The sequence below is a fragment of the Pontibacter ruber genome (assembly GCF_023630205.1).
GTDB classification, from domain to species: Bacteria; Bacteroidota; Bacteroidia; order Cytophagales; family Hymenobacteraceae; genus Pontibacter; species Pontibacter ruber.
This window is the reverse complement of record NZ_JALPRR010000003.1, coordinates 542,452-558,419: the sequence shown is the minus strand read 5'-3', so window position 1 is coordinate 558,419 and position 15,968 is coordinate 542,452. Positions and strand designations below refer to the sequence as shown.

Here is a 15,968-nt window from a genome sequence, read left to right as displayed (position 1 = left end):
CTAATCCGGTTCAGAGCATTTCTAAACACCTGGTTGCTTCAGAAAAATTAACGCGTACTAAAAAAAGCACCCTTCCAAAGTATTGGGAGGGTGCTTTTGCGGTTATATAGTTATACTTTCTAATCGAGTTTATACTTCAGGAAAGCGCCTCTCCGGATCAGATGTTTATCAGAAGGTTGGCCTGCAGCACCGATTCGTTCACCCCGTCTATGCCTACCACATTGTGCCAGTAACGCCACTCGGAGCCAAAGAACACCGCATTTGGCTTTGCCCAAAGGTTGCCCAGGTCCAGCAGCAACTGCGGCTGCGTCAGGAACTGCTTCTCGCCCTCTCCGCGGTCTCCGATAAAGTCGGCAAAGCCGCGTGCACGCAGTCTTACTCTTTCCGAGATCGGCAGTGGAATATCCCAGCTGGGTGTGATCTGGTAAGTGCCTTTAAAATCGCCTGCCGTCTCTTTATAGTAGTACGTTTCGAGCTGCAGCAATCCCGATCCCGGGATCCTGAATTTTACCGCAGGGCCTGCCAGGTAAGCAAAAAAGTCTTCATTCCCCCCGAACAACACATTTACGCCACCGCCCAGCAGCACATCGCTGATCGGGCCGGATGCGATCTCAGTACCCAGGGCGCGTGTAATGCTTACTTTCGGGTACCACTCCGCGTACAGGTTAGGGCTTTTCAGGCTCACATCGTTGTAAAGGTCGCCAAAGCCAAATTGCTCAAAGGCACCAACTGAGCCGAAATGTTCCAGTGTTATCGTGGCCAGGTCTTCGGACTGGTTCAGGTGCCTGCCGTACAGGAGCTGTACATTGGAGCCACCGTCATACGATACCTGCGCATATACTTTCTGGAAAGGCTGCACCAGTAAGAGGCCAAGCAGCAACAACGAAAACAGCCATCTGGCAGCTTGTAAGTTGCGCTCAGGCTGCAGTGCCGTGTCGGGTCGGGTAGTTTGTTTATCCGGGAGATTCATAAGGTTTTGATTAAGCTTCAAATTTAGAACCTATTCACAAGAATATCCTAGCATTTTCCTCCTCAACCTATAAAGTTTAAAGATCAGCCAGCTATGAGCCCTGCCCCTCCGGTAGTTTCGCTGCACGGGCTCCGGATCGCAGGATTATTACTACATTCTTAAACCGGAGCAGCCAAAAAGGAGTAATTTTGTATGGGCAAAGCTACTACACAATGCTGCCGGCATGTACCACTGCAGGTCGCTTTCTGTTCTGTGCTTCGCTGATCAGGATGGGATATAACAAAGAAGTGAAAAAGAGCAAAGACGAGGTTGCAGCAGACGAACCGAAGCGGTTGTTTGATTGCCTTGCTTACCAGTTGGAGAGATTCCCGCTGGAGGATATGATGGCTGCCAAAGAAAACGGCCAATGGCGAAAGTATAGCACACAGGAAGTAAGCGATAAGGTAAACCGCATCAGTGCAGCTTTACTAAAGCTGGGAATATCGCAGGGCGACGGAACCGCGGAAAGCAGAGACAAAATTGCCATAATAGGCCATAACAGCCCGGAGTGGGTTATGACCGACATCGCCATCCAGCAGATCGGGGCAATTTCGGTGCCCGTTTACCCGACCATAAACGAACTCGAGCTACAGTTTATACTTCAGGATGCCGCTGTTAAAATGGTGTTCGTCGGAGATAAAAAACTGTACAAGAAACTGGTTGGCATTCAGGGTTCCCTGCCCACGCTGCAGTACATCTTCGCTTTCGAGCCAGGCACAGGCGCACGCGAATGGCACGAACTGCTGGCAGACATGACACCGGATAGTGCCCAGAGGATAGAACAAAGCCGCAATGCGATCCGGGAAACAGACCTGGCGACCATTCTTTATACTTCCGGCACAACCGGTACGCCCAAAGGCGTTATGCTGTCTCACCACAACATCATCAGCAATGTTTTCGGTAGCGCCCCGGTCATACAGGAAGTAGGCGTCTTCAGGAAAAGAGCCATCAGTTTTCTGCCCCTGAACCACGCGTTCGAGCGCATGGCCACCTACTGTTACTTTTACTGCGGGGTGTCTGTTTACTATGCCGAGGGGATGGAAAAGCTGGCCGAGAACCTGCGTGAAGTAAAGCCAACAATTTTCACCACCGTGCCGCGCCTCCTCGAAAAAGTATACGAAGGCATCGTATCGAAAGGAAATCAGCTGAAAGGCGCCAAAAAGCAGCTCTTCTTCTGGGCTCTGAAGCTGGCCGAACATTACGAGATCAACAAACCCTTGCCTGCGGCTTACCGGCTGCAGTTAGCCCTTGCCGACAGGCTCATCTTCAGCAAATGGCGCGAGGCATTGGGCGGCGAAGTGAAAGCTATTATTACAGGGGCTGCGGCCTGCCAGGTCAGGTTGCTGCGGGTTTTTACAGCTGCCAACATTGTTATACAGGAAGGTTACGGATTAACGGAAGCGTCGCCTATTGTAAGCGGCAACCGATACAACGTGAAAAACCGCATGTTCGGCACCGTGGGCCCGCCGCTGCACAACGTGGAAGTAAAGATTGCCGAAGACGGAGAGATCCTCTGCAAAGGCCCGAACGTGATGATGGGCTACTACAAGCGTCCCGACCTGACAGCGGAAGTAATGACGGGCGAATGGCTGCACACCGGCGACATCGGCAACCTGGTAGACGGTAAGTTCCTGAAGATAACCGACCGTAAAAAGGAGCTGTTCAAGACCAGCGGCGGAAAGTATGTGGCACCGCAGCCAATTGAAAATCGCATGGTGGAAAGCGACTGGATCGAGCAGATCATGGTAGTAGGCGAATCGCAGAAGTATGTAGGCGCTCTTATCGTGCCTGCCTTCAATGCCCTTAAAGATTGGTACGACAAGCGCGGCGAAGCTTACCCGGGAAATCAGGCCGTAACGAAAACCAAACAGGTGCAGACCCTTATCAGAGAAGCGATCAACCAGTACAACCAGTTCTTTAACCCTGTAGAGCAGGTAAAACGCTTTGAACTGCTCCCGCAGGAGTGGACCATTGAAGGCGGTGAACTCACCCCAACCCTTAAACTGAAGCGAAAAGTTATACTTGAAAAGTATAAAGACCTGGTCAATTCGATCTACGCGTAAGTATAAAAAGCTCTACCAATTCAAAGTACAAACAAGCAAGCCTCTCATGCAGTATGAGAGGCTTTGCTTGTTTTGGTCGGGGTCCCTTTCCTGCAACTCTATCTATTCTAAAAAATATTTGCTGTGAGCTTATGGAAATCTCCTGCCTTCTGCATCATCAGTAAAACAGCAGTACTTGATCGCTTCAGAAAACGTCAACAACCATAAGCTAAACAAAAGAAAGGAGAAACAAATCATGGCACAGCTACAACAAAAACCCGACACTGGCAAAGGCGGCAGAAAACGCTCGAACAGATTCTCTTCCAGCCCCGACATGACCCCGATGGTGGACCTTGCCTGCCTGCTGGTAACTTTTTTCATGCTGACTACTTCCTTCCACAAACTGCAGACCATGCAGATCAGCATGCCTGTACCGGGAGCAGCCTCTCCGGTTGGAGCTTCGGATGCCCTCACGGTTATACTTGGGGAGAACGATAAATTATACTATTACTACGGTCTCGCCGATGATAAGCCCGAGATGGAAGAGACAGATCTGTCAGCAAACGGCATTCGGAAAGTGCTGGTGTCAGATAAGGTAAAAGCCAACCCGAAGCTGGTGGTGCTGATCAAGGCAATGGAAACGTCGCGCTACAGCAACCTGGTCGATGTATTCGATGAGATGAAGATCACCGGCACGAAGAAGTATGCACTTGTTGATATCGATGAAGTTGATAGAAAATTGATCGCCAGTAAATGACCGGTGCAGGTATAAATCCAGAATCTACCATTGAAGTTTTTATACTTTCTTCTGGCGCGGGAATCATTCCCGTGCCTTATTATAATGTAGAGTCTCTGACTCGACTGGGCCAGAGGCCCACACGATAGCAAGTCACGAGCGAGGACGCTCGCGCCATCTTGGTCTTCTACCAAAATATACTCCACCAATGCCGCAAGTTTAGCGGCAGCGCAACTTGTGGCTTACTATGAGGCCAGTTTGTAACTGGCGTATAATTCGCTAACTATACATCCGCCAGTTACAAACTGGCGGTCGTGCGCAACCACCAGTTACCGCTGCGCTCAAACTGGCGGTATTTATGGCCGGAGACATTATAGAAAATCACGAACGAGGATGATTACGACATGAAGAGTATTGGCACTGTTTCCATTACTAACATTAAAACAAAAAGCCCCTGCTGTTGCAGGGGCTTTTTGTCTTTCTGATCATCACTTCAGACCGGTTATGGTGCAACCACCATCAGCTTCTTGTTCGGTTTATTTCCCATGTAAAACGTGATCCTGCCGCCGTTCATGATCTCGGCGTGTGTCAGGTACGTGCGGTTGATGGGCTGGCCGTTGAGCTCCATTTTCTGCACGTACACGTTCCTGTCTTTCTGATTCTTCACGTCAATGGTAAAGGTCTTGCCGTTCTCCAGGTTTATACTTGCCGACCGCACAGCCGGGCTGGTGATAGCATACTGATCCGAGCCGGGAGCTACGGGGTAAAAGCCCAGCGTACTAAAAATATACCAGGCGCTCATCTGCCCGAAATCGTCGTTGCCGCCCAGGCCATCTACGGTTGGTTTATACATCGCTTTCAGTACCATCCGCGTGCGCTCCTGCGTTTTCCAGGGCTGGTCGGTCCAGTTGTAGAGGTAGGCCACGTGGTGCGATGGCTCGTTGCCGTGTACGTAGTTGCCGATGATCCCTTCGCGTGAAATATCTTCGGTGTTCTCGAAATACTTGTCCGGCAGCTCCATGGTAAAGAGCGAGTCCAGGTGCTGGGCAAAGCGTGTCTTGCCGCCCATCATGGCGATCATTTGCGCCGGGTCGTGGGGTACGTACAAACTGTAGTTCCAGGAGTTGCCTTCGATAAAGCCCTGCCCGTGCGTGTCCAACGGATCAAACTCTTTTTTCCAGGTGCCGTCGCTCAACTTCGGACGCATAAAGCCTGATTTCGCATCGTACACATTCTTGTAGTTCTGGGCACGCTTGCTGAACTCCTCGTAAATGTCCTGCCTATTTAGTTTTTTAGCCATCTGCGCAATGCACCAATCGTCGTAAGCATATTCCAATGTTTTTGAAACCGAAGAGCCGTTCTTGTCTTCCGGCACGTAGCCCAGCTGCATGTAGTATTCCAGGCCGTCATAGTAGCGGGTGCGGGCTGTCTGCACGCAGGCATCCAGGGCACGGTTGGCGTCGAAATTGGCATTTCCTTTCAGCACGGCATCGGCAATCACCGGCACGGCGTGGTATCCTATCATGCACCAGTTCTCGTTGGCGTAGTGCGACCACACCGGCAGCATTTTGTGCACGCTCTGGTCGTAGTGCGCCAGCATGGATTTTACCATGTCGTTGTTGCGGGCCGGCTGCAGGATATTGAACAGTGGGTGCAGCGCGCGGTACGTATCCCAGAGCGAGAAGCTGGTGTAGTTGGTGAAGTCCTTGGCCTGGTGCACGTTCATGTCCAGCCCTCTATACTTTCCGTCTACGTCCATGTAAGTGGTCGGGCCCAGGAAGGCATGGTACATGGCAGTATAAAAATTCACCAGGTCGTCTTTGCCGGCATCCACCACCACTTTGTTTAGCTCTTTGTTCCAGGCCGCCTGCCCCTCGCGCTTCACCCGCTCAAAATCCCAGTGCGGAATTTCGGCATGCATGTTGGCTAAAGCTCCTTCCGTACTCACCGGAGACAGTGCAAACTTTATCTTGATCTTCTCTCCTTCTGTTGTCTTAAAATCAAAGTAGGCACGCAGCTTTTTGCCGGCAAACTCCGGGAAGTTTCTGGTCTGGTCGAACTTGCGCCAGAAGCCTTTGTAGGCCTGCGCCTCGGAGTAATCTTTGTTGCCATACTGGTGGAAAGGCTTGCTGAAGGCCATGGCAAAGTATACCGTGCGGGTGCGGGCCCAGCCGTTGGTCTGCCGATAGCCTGTAATCAGGGTATCGTTCTCCACGCGCACAAAGGTCCAGGTGGTTTTGCCATCGTAGTTGTAAATGCCCGACATCAGGTCAAGTATAATGTGCGCCTCATCCGACTTCGGGAACGTATACTGGTGCATGCCCACGCGGTTGCTGGCCGTCAGCTCCGCCAGGATGTTGTGGTCGTCGAGCTTTACTTTATAGTAGGCGGGCTCAGCAACTTCGTTGGCGTGTGAGAAAGCCGAGCGGTAACCGCTTTCGGGTTTGTCTTCGGTGCCGGGGTTCAGCTGCAGTTTACCCGTGGTAGGCGCGATCAGGAAGTCGCCCAGGTCGGAGTGGCCGGTTCCGCTGAAATGGGTATGACTGAAACCAACAATGGTGTTGTCGTCGTGCTGGTAGCCGGCGCAGTACTTGTACACGTCCTTGTTATACTTGCCGTTCACCTCGTAAGGGATGGTGTCGGTGTCAGGGCTGAGCTGCACCATGCCAAAAGGCACCGTAGCCCCCGGGTAGGTATGGCCCATTTTGGCCGTGCCGATCATCGGGTTTACATACTTTACCAGGTTAGGGGCCGGTTTGGCCTGGGAGTAGCCCAGCAGCGGTAAAAACAGGAAAGCAGAAAGTAAAAGTTTTTTCATGGTAACGGGTTTATGGCAGAAGCAGCGGACCTTCACCAGGCTGAACTATACCTGGCGGGCTCCCGGCGCAAGTTCAAAACTTACATCAGCACCTTAACCCCAGGTACGGGCGTCCGCTACCGGTTCTTAAATAACAAATACTTTCCCGGAAAATAAAGCGATCAGGAAAGTATGGGGTGTAGTTTTACATTAACTCCCTTGCTTCGCTGCCCTGACTGTTAAACAATCTTTAGTATCATCAGTATGTAAAGCTATGGATAAATCAGAAGAAAAGCTGGAAGAAGCCGGCACTGTATTGCCTAACCCAAAAGCGCTCGTACCAACTACTTTGATCAAAGCGAATGTGCTGTTTATGGGGCCAGTCGTGAATGGCTATTTTTTGCCTGTGCCGGATAAGAAGGAGACTCCCCCCAGATGGGAACCGGGCAGTTACAGCATTGCAGCAGGTAAATGGCCATCGCCCAACAGCACCGCAGACCTGATGGACCTAACCCCCTATAACGGCAACTCCATCATGATGATCGCTTCGGAATGGAACAAAGAAGTGATCAGCCAGGCCCGCATATTTGGTGTGCTCAACAATGTTGCCTGCGATGTTATCCAGAAGTTTACCTATGAACACCTGCAGGAAAAAGAAGAAGAAATCGCGGTGTATATTTCGGGAATTGGCAATTAGATTCTGACGGCCTCCATTCGCCACTTCACAGGAGGGTCAACTGGCTTTCCGGGGTAGGTTGCTGCAGGCTGATGTTTTGGCCGACCATGAAGCGAATTCGCTGGCAAAGCGCGTTCAGAATGCCCTTCAGAACTTCCGGGTTGGTCATCATGATCTCATAAAAAGGTTCCTGGTCCAGTTTCAGAAGTATAGCTTCCTCCGTAGTCGTGGCGCTTGCCGGGTGCTCCTTGCCATCCAGGAGAGACAGCCAGCCTACTACTTCGTTTTCTTCCAGCATTCCAATTGTTATGTCTCCGTCATGGATACGTAGCTTTCCCTTGAAGATGATGTACATGCACTTCCCGATATCTCCTTTATGAAAGATAGTAACACCTGCGTCTACGTATACCTCCTCCAGTATCTCGGCAAGGCCTATCAGCTCCTGCTCAGGTATGTTATTGAAGATCTCAGAAGACTTCAGCATCAGTAGCTTTTCGATCAGCAGCATAAACTTTAGCTTAGCATGGATAAAACATAATTCTTGGTCTCGCTAAAAAGATGATCTTCTTTCCCGTCCGTTTCTCTGAGAACCTCCAGCGGGAAATCAATATCCTGCAGCCGGGGGATCAGGTAGCAGGCGACCGCTTTTGTCCAGGCACTACAGCCTGCGTTGTTGCGCTGCAAAATGTCTTTGACAATTTCACTTTCAGAAATATCTTCAGAAGGCCCTCTGCTCAACTGTTTGTGCTTTACATCCTGCGTAAACTCGATCAGTTTGTCCAGGTCCTTAAAGTGTTTATCCGGAATAAGCAGCTCCAGCATTTCAACAGCGTTTGATAATTTATACTTGTAGCCCTGCTTATATAGTTCTATAACTCTTTCTATACGAGGCTGATCATAGTAAAGCGCAAGTGCCTTCAGTATGGTTTGTATATCCTGATGAATTTCTGAATAGAGCGCCTCCTGCAGGAGAATAGCGGCACCGTCCTGGGCCAGGTTAAGGTAGTACTCCATTTTAAGCTCGCTCTGATCCAGCTTTCTGTTAACCCAGGTATTCAGGATATCTTTGCTTCCAATACTAATGATGGCTTTTTTCTCCCAGAGAGCCTCTACTATCTGTTGTGTTTTAGCAGGATACCGCTTCAGAGCCGACTCCAGGAACAAAGTGGAATTTAGTCCTTTAGCCATGCCGGCAGTTTTGCAGAGTAAATTCACCAGAGGCTCCGGAAGGTCACCCTTCATAATGTATTCTTCTTTATAAATCGGATCTCCATAAAAAAGCATGGTCCTGTGTAAAGAACGGTAAGCACCTGTTTTCTCAGCCACCTCTGTTACCTGTTTGAACAAGCTGAAATACTTGCTCCTGCCGGCCACTTCTATAGCCCTGCTGTAAATTTTAGGCTGGGTATCCTGTAGCAACGCTGCTACCAGGTGCTCATATGCCTTGTCCCCTAATTCTGCAATTATGTTCAGCGCTATCAGTTTTTCACTTGTATCCCCTTGCGCCATTCTTGTCAGTTCCTGTATAACCCAGGGTTCTACTTGTTCTTTGTGCAGCATTAAACCAATCATCGCTTCTTTTCTATATTCCGGTTCCAGATGCTGCAAGTCCTTTATACCCCCGTTATTCTTCTCCAGGAAATACTGCGTTTTGATCAGCAGCGGTTTCAGGGTGGGTTCCGTAAGGTTCTCGAGCTGTTCTTTTACTAAAGGCAGGGCTCCCACCATGTTGTTTTCAATGATCCTGGTAAGCACATATTCCTTTACTTCAGGTCGGGGGCACTTCAGATTTTTAAGTAATAGCCGGTAGATGTCATTATAACCGGACCTTTCGAGCAGGTTCAGAGAATGGATAACCTCCTGTGGTTTTGAGCTACCCGCTTTTTCCACCAGCATTTCGTTAACAGCCGGGTTTTGCAAAAACAGCCTTGTTCCAGTGAAAAAACCTTTCTGCAGTACACTGACAAGTGTGGTGTGGTAAACTTTCCTGATCAGGAAAACGCTGCCTGCCCAGGCCACCATCAGAACGAGAATCAGCCAGGAAGCAGTATCGACAAACAGTTCGCCTTGCAGCCGGAGGTAGATCTCAAGAAACAGACCGACAAGAAAGAGAGCAACAGGTAGCGTATACCCTTTTGCAATCGCATGCCCTCTCAACCGGGCATGTGGGTCCAGGGGCTGAAAGAGCACGAGCACGACAGGTTCCTGTAAGGTATAGCGTAAGGCCTCCGCAACCAGCACCATTCCCCCAAACACGTACAGGTACTTCAGGAAAGCCTCTCCCGAGGTCAGGACATAGATGTTCAGGAGAAATAACAGGACAGGTGGAATCAGCAGAGCATTGGTAAGCCCGAGTCGTGCAACAAGCCGGCTGCTGAAGAGCAGTTCAAACAGGACAGCCAGTATACGTCCGAAACCAAAAAACAAGGCTATAAAAGAAGCCAGTTGACGTCTGCTGGCCTCAAATACCTTTATCTCTGCCAGAAAGGTATAGTCAATAATCAGCATAACACAGTAGGAAATCAGAAACCAGAGCGCAATACTGAATATAAGGCTGTTGTGAAAGTAGTGGCCGATCACTTTCTTTACGGGATGTGTATGCACAGGTGCCGCATGACTGGAAGCTGCTGAACCGGACATCATGTCATCTGTTGCCTCTACTGCCTGGTGCCTCCTGGACCTGAGAAGAAGGTAAACCCCCATAAAAAAGATAATCGATACCCAGAGCAGGTTGATGGTGCCAACTTCAAGCACTAGTATAGAAGCAGAAAAATAGGACAGAATCTTTGCAGGAATGTCGCCTGCACCTACAATTGAGAACAGGCGCTTCCCCTCTCTTACATTGAATCTGATTGCTACCACTCCCCAGAAGGCCTCGTTTGTTAACAGGTACAAACCCAGCCCCCAGATCATCAGAAAACAGAGAACAATTTAAACTCAAAGAACTTGAGAAATACCCAGCAAATTAAAACCGATACGGCCGACACCAGCAGGATTACCTGCAACAGCCTGTAGGAACCAATCCTGGCTTCCAGGCGCACAAAGGCCAGATTAAAAAAGGTAAGAAAAACTGCCCCAAGCAGGTATATCAGCGGCAGGTTGTTGACACCGTATGCATAAAGGAAAAGCGTAAGACTGGCAATAGTAAAATAAGCGACAGCCGTCCCCATTAAAAACTGCGTCAGAAAAAGCGTACTGACCAGTTGAACCTCCCCGTACTTTACATGAAGCAAATCGGCTATTTTCCTGACCATTATTTATTATTTCATCACAAGGCGGTATGTTTGTTCAGCTACAGGTTACCCCTATACCACCTTCCATCCACACAATTCATATAATATCTTTTATACGATCTGTTACTTTAAAAAGCGGGTGCGACAGAGACTTATGGCCTGAATAGCTCTGTAATCAAAGTAAACCGCCCTCCTGTAGGTGCAGGTAGCGCGCTTCAATGCTCAAAAAATTAAAACAAGAGGGCGGTTTGCCTGGTAACCCGCTAGATTCCCTGCCATATACCTGCAGGTTCCAGTTAAGTGCAGACAACTTCGGTTTCGGACGAAGCAGGTGCAAGAGAAGAAATCATGCTGAAATTGAGTTGAGAAAGTATCCTAAGATCTTAAACAGACGCTACTGCTATACGGAACAATTCCCCTCCCCGGAGGGATTAGGGGTGGGTCAACCTTTCGCCGTTAAAATGTACCATCATCCCTTACAAGCCATACCTGAAGGAAATAGCAAGAATGCTTTACGCCTTTTATGCTGTTTTCATTCCTACCTCCATCAACCCATCCGGAGCACTGCAAACCATGGGCAGCCCACAGAAAAACAGCATTACAACGACCTATGTTGTTACAATAACGTGTAATAGAGTGTTAGACGTAAGTTCAGCAAGCCAGGGAGGATACAATGAAGGGAAAAGGAGCTGAAAAAGCTGTATTAAATACACTGAAGTACAGGCTAAGCGAAAAGCAGGCGCTTAGCCTGTACCGGAGCATCTGCCGTTTCCTGGTTAGCAAGGACCAGGAAAGCTACACGAAAATGCTTCGCCTCAAGTATGCCCTCTTACAGGACGATGTGGACTCCTATATATGCGATTACCTGGTGATGGCCAGCCTGCTGAAGTTAATGGAGTTGAAATACCCGCTTATCCTGTCGGCCCTCACTTCGCTGACCCTGCACCAGTCCTGAGCTGGCTGGTTTGTGACGAACTCGTACAACCTGCTTTATTTTTAGCTGAATTCTTCTGTTTTTCTGGGGTGGGAGTTCTTCCCGGGTCTGGCTATACTTTGCGTCTCTGATTCGACCGGGCCAGAGGCACAACGATAGCTTGACGCGAGCGAGGGCGCTCGCGCCATACTAATATCCTCAAGTAAAATCTAACAGCCTTGCTATGTATACTGTGGGCTAGAAGCTATTCCTATTTGCTCTGAGTTGTTTTGCCCGCGGCTTCCGCAACCAGTTTCAGGTCAATGGTAAAGGTATCGTAAATGATCTTGTCGGCGGCAGTACCTACCAGGCCCGAGCGGTACTTGATATCATACTTTGTACGATCCACTTCGATCAGGGCAGTAGCCTCCGCAGCATCGTCGGAGAGTTTTACGGTTGCCGGGAAGGAGATCGGGTTGGTGATGCCTTTGATGGTCAGGTTACCGGTGATGGTATAGTTCGGCTCGCCTGCTTTGGCTTTGGCAATTTTAGCTGCTTTGGTGAGTGTAAAGGTTGCCTGCGGATGCTTTTCCACCGAAAAGAAATCATCTGACTTGAGGTGGTCGGTCAAGCGCTTGTTGGAGTCTTCACGCGTGATGTCTTTTACTGTAATGCTGCGCATGTCGATGGTGAACGTGCCACCTGTCAGTTTGCTGCCATTTACCTGCAAAGTGCCATCAGCCAGGTTGATGGTGCCATAATGTTCCCCGCCTACTTTCTTTGCATTCCACTTCATGGTGCTGGCTTCGGTATTCACCTTCAGTGTGGCGGCCGCCAGGGTTTTCGTGATCACCTTCTCCGTTGCATTCTTATCAACAGAAATAAATGAAGTGGTCAGCATAGCCGTTAAGGCCAGCGCACTGGCTAGTACAGTAAATTTTTTCATAGTAGAAGAATTGGTTTTAGTTAGACTATATAAGTTTAACTAAATATTCTGGTTTCTGAAACCAGTGTAACTGTTGTTTTAGAAATTATTTTTAAAGGGGCTATTCAATCTCTTCGTCGGTTTGATCCTGCCAAACCAACTGCTTATCGCGACCTACATGATCCAACCACCCCTAACCCCTCAGAGCTACGCTCGCTAGCTTCTAACTCGCGTTCTCGAGACCTATGGTCGCAAGCTTCGAACTCGCGTTCTCGAGACCTATGGTCGCAAGCTTCGAACTCGCGTTCTCGCTTGTCTAAGGAGGGGAGCTTATTTTACTTACTATTCTTCTCCTGATACAAGGGAGTTCAATGATTTAAGCAATGGGTTTTGCTTTCTGATAAGAATCTCCTTTTTACTCCTGCTCCAGCCTTTCAGCTGTTTCTCACGGGCGATAGCATCATCCGGAGACGTGAAGGGCTCATAATAAATCAAAGTATAGCAGTAGTAGCGGCCAGCAAATGTCTTCTTATCTCCACTGTTCTGAAAATGCTCATGCAGGCGGCGAGCCAGATCGTTTGTCACACCAACATAGTAAGTAGAGCGGGTTGTATTCGATGTTATGTATACGAAGTAATTGCTGTTGAACATAAGAATTTACTTTGAGCAACAAGAACCTCAAGGAAACTGCTGTAGTTCCTTTCCCACTATCAGCAAAAGAACTATACTATTCAAACGTCATCCGAGCGCAGCCGAGAAAGCTAAAAACGATTGTAGCAGTCTCTTTCTGGTATGCTACAGGTAAAAGACACCAAGACCTGCCAAAACAGTCATCCCGAGCGCAGCCGAGGGATCTTATGTGTCCACTAACGGAAATGAAAGATTCTTTTCAACATTCTTTGGATGTAGAAGATTGCTCAACCCAAAGCTTCAATTCATTATACTGCTGTATAAGATCCCTCGGCTGCGCTCGGGATGACAGTCAAAGCTGCTATGCTAACTCCCCAATATCATAAAGCTCCCCCTCCTGTTCTTAGGAGGGGGTTGGGGGGAGGTAAAAGAGGGAGGTCACCTCTCCCACTCTACCTCCGGAAACACCACCTCCAGCTGTCGTTTTATAACTCTATAGTTACCTTTCCAGAAACTACCCAGATCAGAAACACTAGTGATAGTTTTCAGCTCCGGAGTAAGCAAAGCCAACTCCACCGTCATCTCGCCTTCGTCAACTGTCGGGCTTTCTTCCCAGGCCAGCACATCCTGCAATCGTATCTCTAGCCTCGGCTGTGCGCCATCGGGTTTATACTCCAGCTCTATACTTGATCCATCCGGCAAAATTATACTTGCAGGAGCCAGCACGTCCAGCCTTGCCCGTTGCTCATCGTTCAGATACTTCTTTTCCAGTATCGGCAGGAGCTCCAGTTCCATCAACTCGTCGGGGTGCTCGATGTCGTAGAGGTAGGGTTTTAGCCACTCTGCATTTGTCATGAGCAGGGTGCTGGTGCTTACGTCGGGCCAGAACTCTGAGGGGCGCCATTTGCGGAGGCTCATCACGCGGTTCTGCCATTGCGTTACTTCCTCGTTAAAATCCAGCAGGTGCTCGCCTTCTGCTTTAATGGCTTCGGACATGGCGGGTACACGGTGCTTCTCGTCGGGCGGGGGCAGCGGCTTGCTTTGCAAAACTATACTTCCTATTCTCGTGTCCAGCGAGGCCGTGAGTTCGCCGTCGTTTACGTCCCAGTGGTATACTTCCTGCTGCTTTAACAGCGGGGCCAGGTCGCGGGGGTTGAGCGGCGAGGCCAGGAAAATGCGGCCCGGATTGTCACCGGTGCCGGCGTGCAGGTGCGCGATGGCCAGCCAGGGCTCGTGCGCCAGGTCATCTCTATGACCGGCGGAGGCATACTGCCCGCTGGCCAGCTGGAACTGTGCGTTGTTGCCGGGACGGGCGTAGGCGATGCGCTCGGGGTAGCAGTGCGCCAGCAGCACACCGGTTTCATACTCGTCAAAAGTACCGTTATCGGGCTCCACCTCAAACAGCTGGCGGTACGAGCGGGCTATCTTCTCTATCTTGCCGAAATGCTTGCCCTGCCCCTGCTCCTTTCTATACCTCCGCAGGGCTTCCACTCTTAAGTTAATGTCGATGCCGGCGTTGCGGTCAAGCGGGTCGCGCTCTTCCAGTACGGCGGCAATATCGGAGGCCAGCGGCACCTGGTCCGTTTCCTCGGCTTTGAGCAGCATGTGCGCGATGCGTGGGTGGCAGGGCAGCGTGTGCATGCGCTTGCCGTGCTCCGTAATGCGGCCATGCTCCAGGGCCTGCAGTTGGTGCAGCATATCGGTGGCCGAAGCCAGGGCAGCGCGCGGCGGCGGGTTCAGCCAGGTAAGGCCCCGGATATCGGTCACGCCCCACTGCGCCATATCCAGCACCAGGTTCGACAGGTCGGCTTCCATGATCTCGGGGGTGCGGTGCGGGGCCATGCGCTCTTGCGTGGTTTTGCTCCACATGCGGTAGGCGGTGCCCGGGCCCAGCCGACCGGCGCGACCGGCACGCTGGTCGGCGGCGTCTTTGGAGATGCGCACTGTTTCGAGGCGCGACAAACCCGACTTCGGATCGAAGCGGGAGGTTTTGCCGAAGCCCGTATCCACCACTACCGAAATGCCTTCTATGGTCAAACTGGTCTCGGCTATACTTGTGGCCAGCACCACTTTGCGCCTGCCCTGGCGGTCGGGCATGATGGCGGCGTACTGCTTGCCGAAGGGTAGCATACCAAACAACGGGTGTATCTGCACGCCGCGCAGCTGCTTGCGAAGTATAATTTCTACTTTCCGGATGTCGTTTTCGCCGGGCAGGAACACAAGGATATCGCCTTCCTGCTCCTGCGCTGCCTGCTGCACCACTTTGGCCGTCATTTCGGGCAGCATGCGGTCGTCGGCGTCGCCGGTATAAATGGTGTTGATGGGGTATTGCCGCCCCATGCTTTGCGCCACCGGGGCCTTGAGCAGGCTCGTTAGCTGGGGCATGTCCAGGGTGGCCGACATCACCATGATGCGCAGGTCCGGGCGAAGCGTGTGCTGCGCCTCCCGGCTCAGGGCCATGGCTACATCGGCGTGAATGCTGCGCTCATGAAATTCGTCGAAGATCACGATGCCGATGCCTGTCAGCGAGCGGTCGCTGTGGATCATGCGGGTGAGGATGCCTTCGGTCACGACCTCGATGCGGGTAGCAGCGGAGGTGCGGTTCTCGAAACGGATGCGGTACCCGACGGTCTGGCCTACCTCCTCGCCCAGCAGCTGCGCCAGGCGCTCGGCAATGGTTTTGGCCGCCAGGCGCCGGGGCTCCAGCATGACGATCTTCTGGCCCTCGAGCCAGGCCTCGTCCAGCAAAGCCAGCGGCAGCAAGGTGCTTTTACCGGCTCCGGGAGGTGCGTTTACGATCAGCGTGTTTTGCGCCGCCAGGTGCTCCCTAACAGCAGGTATAATTTCCCGAACGGGTAAGTCTATGGTGAAGGGGTTGAAGGGCAAGGAGGTAAGTATTGATGATATACAATGACAAAATTTCTGAGTGCAAGTTACGGAAGTTCTAAGGCATTTCTCTCTGTTGCAGTAAAGGCTTCGATCTGAAAATTTAAATCAAAAAAATATT

At 50.7% G+C, this 15,968-nt stretch carries 11 protein-coding genes; 4 read left to right on the top strand and 7 right to left on the bottom strand.

Features of this window, described 5'->3' with window-relative positions:
• Positions 1-157: 157 nt before the first annotated feature.
• Entirely contained in the window at positions 158-970 is an 813-nt protein-coding gene (locus tag MJ611_RS14210) for a hypothetical protein (protein ID WP_250430527.1), read from the bottom strand.
• A gap of 269 nt (positions 971-1,239) precedes the next feature.
• Here MJ611_RS14210 and MJ611_RS14205 point away from each other — a divergent pair, with 269 nt between their 5' ends.
• Complete coding sequence (locus MJ611_RS14205; RefSeq protein WP_250431393.1) at positions 1,240-3,072, top strand: AMP-dependent synthetase/ligase; 1,833 nt, start codon at positions 1,240-1,242, stop codon at positions 3,070-3,072.
• A 235-nt stretch (positions 3,073-3,307) separates the two neighbouring features.
• The gene (locus tag MJ611_RS14200; protein WP_250430526.1) at positions 3,308-3,808 is read left to right on the top strand and encodes an ExbD/TolR family protein; all 501 of its coding nucleotides are present in this window, start codon (positions 3,308-3,310) and stop codon (positions 3,806-3,808) included.
• Between the two features lie 481 nt (positions 3,809-4,289).
• Here the strand turns inward: MJ611_RS14200 and MJ611_RS14195 are convergent, their stop codons facing one another.
• Positions 4,290-6,605 (bottom strand): GH92 family glycosyl hydrolase, encoded by a 2,316-nt coding sequence (locus MJ611_RS14195; RefSeq protein WP_250430524.1) that lies wholly within the window; start codon positions 6,603-6,605, stop codon positions 4,290-4,292.
• A gap of 253 nt (positions 6,606-6,858) precedes the next feature.
• Between MJ611_RS14195 and MJ611_RS14190 the strand changes: the two genes are divergently transcribed.
• Positions 6,859-7,281, top strand: a complete 423-nt coding sequence (locus tag MJ611_RS14190) for a hypothetical protein (protein WP_250430522.1) — start codon at positions 6,859-6,861, stop codon at positions 7,279-7,281.
• A 25-nt stretch (positions 7,282-7,306) separates the two neighbouring features.
• On the opposite strand, the gene MJ611_RS14185 is transcribed toward MJ611_RS14190, so the two are convergent.
• Positions 7,307-7,768, bottom strand: a complete 462-nt coding sequence (locus tag MJ611_RS14185; RefSeq protein ID WP_250430520.1) for a Crp/Fnr family transcriptional regulator — start codon at positions 7,766-7,768, stop codon at positions 7,307-7,309.
• Positions 7,769-7,773: 5 nt separating this feature from the next.
• A complete protein-coding gene (locus MJ611_RS14180; protein WP_250430518.1) occupies positions 7,774-10,122 on the bottom strand; it encodes a hypothetical protein in 2,349 nt (782 codons plus the stop codon).
• 1,044 nt (positions 10,123-11,166) lie between these two features.
• On the opposite strand from MJ611_RS14180, the gene MJ611_RS14175 reads away from it, so the two are divergent.
• Positions 11,167-11,448 carry a hypothetical protein gene (locus tag MJ611_RS14175; protein ID WP_250430517.1) on the top strand — a complete coding sequence of 94 codons (282 nt, stop codon included), beginning with the start codon at positions 11,167-11,169 and terminating at the stop codon, positions 11,446-11,448.
• A 229-nt stretch (positions 11,449-11,677) separates the two neighbouring features.
• Here the strand turns inward: MJ611_RS14175 and MJ611_RS14170 are convergent, their stop codons facing one another.
• The 3 genes from MJ611_RS14170 to hrpB form a co-directional block, all read right to left on the bottom strand.
• Complete coding sequence (locus MJ611_RS14170) at positions 11,678-12,352, bottom strand: YceI family protein (RefSeq protein WP_250430516.1); 675 nt, start codon at positions 12,350-12,352, stop codon at positions 11,678-11,680.
• 321 nt (positions 12,353-12,673) lie between these two features.
• Positions 12,674-12,982 carry a GIY-YIG nuclease family protein gene (locus tag MJ611_RS14165; protein ID WP_250430514.1) on the bottom strand — a complete coding sequence of 103 codons (309 nt, stop codon included), beginning with the start codon at positions 12,980-12,982 and terminating at the stop codon, positions 12,674-12,676.
• 417 nt (positions 12,983-13,399) lie between these two features.
• Positions 13,400-15,847, bottom strand: coding sequence for an ATP-dependent helicase HrpB (hrpB, locus tag MJ611_RS14160; protein WP_250430513.1), 2,448 nt, complete (start codon positions 15,845-15,847; stop codon positions 13,400-13,402).
• Positions 15,848-15,968 lie beyond the last annotated feature (121 nt).

What these genes read in the sequence shown, in the direction of transcription:
- MJ611_RS14205 (WP_250431393.1), top strand. Translation starts at nt 1,240, where the DNA reads ATGGGATATAACAAAGAAGTGAAAAAGAGCAAAGACGAGGTTGCAGCA.
- MJ611_RS14165 (WP_250430514.1), bottom strand. Translation starts at nt 12,982, where the DNA reads ATGTTCAACAGCAATTACTTCGTATACATAACATCGAATACAACCCGC.
- MJ611_RS14200 (WP_250430526.1), top strand. Translation starts at nt 3,308, where the DNA reads ATGGCACAGCTACAACAAAAACCCGACACTGGCAAAGGCGGCAGAAAA.
- MJ611_RS14170 (WP_250430516.1), bottom strand. Translation starts at nt 12,352, where the DNA reads ATGAAAAAATTTACTGTACTAGCCAGTGCGCTGGCCTTAACGGCTATG.
- MJ611_RS14175 (WP_250430517.1), top strand. Translation starts at nt 11,167, where the DNA reads ATGAAGGGAAAAGGAGCTGAAAAAGCTGTATTAAATACACTGAAGTAC.
- MJ611_RS14185 (WP_250430520.1), bottom strand. Translation starts at nt 7,768, where the DNA reads ATGCTGCTGATCGAAAAGCTACTGATGCTGAAGTCTTCTGAGATCTTC.
- MJ611_RS14210 (WP_250430527.1), bottom strand. Translation starts at nt 970, where the DNA reads ATGAATCTCCCGGATAAACAAACTACCCGACCCGACACGGCACTGCAG.
- MJ611_RS14190 (WP_250430522.1), top strand. Translation starts at nt 6,859, where the DNA reads ATGGATAAATCAGAAGAAAAGCTGGAAGAAGCCGGCACTGTATTGCCT.
- MJ611_RS14195 (WP_250430524.1), bottom strand. Translation starts at nt 6,605, where the DNA reads ATGAAAAAACTTTTACTTTCTGCTTTCCTGTTTTTACCGCTGCTGGGC.